Source organism: Paenarthrobacter sp. PH39-S1 (genome assembly GCF_030063245.1).
Lineage (GTDB): Bacteria > Actinomycetota > Actinomycetes > Actinomycetales > Micrococcaceae > Arthrobacter_M.
Genome location: NZ_JASISR010000122.1, coordinates 1 through 773 on the forward strand (window position 1 = coordinate 1; position 773 = coordinate 773).

General features: G+C 56.7%; 1 protein-coding gene. It reads right to left on the minus strand.

Annotation, left to right across the window (positions count from 1 at the left end):
• Positions 1 to 215 precede the first annotated feature (215 nt).
• On the minus strand, positions 216 to 647 hold the full coding sequence (locus tag QMG52_RS21805) for a hypothetical protein (protein WP_283562488.1): 432 nt from the start codon (positions 645 to 647) through the stop codon (positions 216 to 218).
• Between the last annotated feature and the right edge of the window lie 126 nt (positions 648 to 773).

Here is a 773-nt window from a genome sequence, read left to right on the forward strand (position 1 = left end):
CGCAGCGCCAGGGCCTGGGAGGACTTGCGCCTGCGGGTCCATCGCGACAGCTGATCGCGTTCTTCCTCGGTGAGGATCAGTTCAGCCTTCGGGCGTCCAGTGCGTGCCATACACCAATTTTAACACTCATTCAACGAATTTACGACGCAGGACACTAGTGGGGCGAGTCCTGCAGCACAGCAAGCCAAGGCGCGGCCATGGTCAACCGCGCCATGTTAAGGACTCACCTGCTGCCGCACCGAAGAACCATTCATGATTACGAAGCCGTGAACGACATCACCCGCATAGATGCCACGGGCCATGATGGCAACATTGTCGATCAGCTGGGTCAAAATGAAATCAGCGCTGTTGACCGCCCCGCCAGCGCCGCGTAATCCGATCCCGAATGACGCCTCCATAACCAATTCCGCAGGGCTTTGAGGGGTTTCAAATCTGTAGCGACAAATCTCTCCGCCTGGAGACATGTTGTCCTCAATCGGTGGCACGAGCTCCTCAAAATTCAAACCAACAGGCCAGCTCACGCGTCCAACTCGGCGAAGCATGACGGGCGTGGCAATTTCGCGATGTTTGTCCGCATTATCAAGATCGCTGATCCTCGACAGAAAATGATGCTCCGGATGAGCGGGAATAACAGCAAATGGCTGCATGCTGGCAAATACGGCGTGATGGTACGGGTAGTCCGGGTAGGTGGTACCGCTGGTTTCAGGGACCCGGTACTGGCCAGAAAACGTTGTCGTGGGTTTCTGGCCAGTACCCGGTTGTGACCGTCACCG

Excerpts from the sequence above, each read along its gene's own strand:
- QMG52_RS21805 (WP_283562488.1), bottom strand. The coding sequence starts at position 647 with ATGCAGCCATTTGCTGTTATTCCCGCTCATCCGGAGCATCATTTTCTG.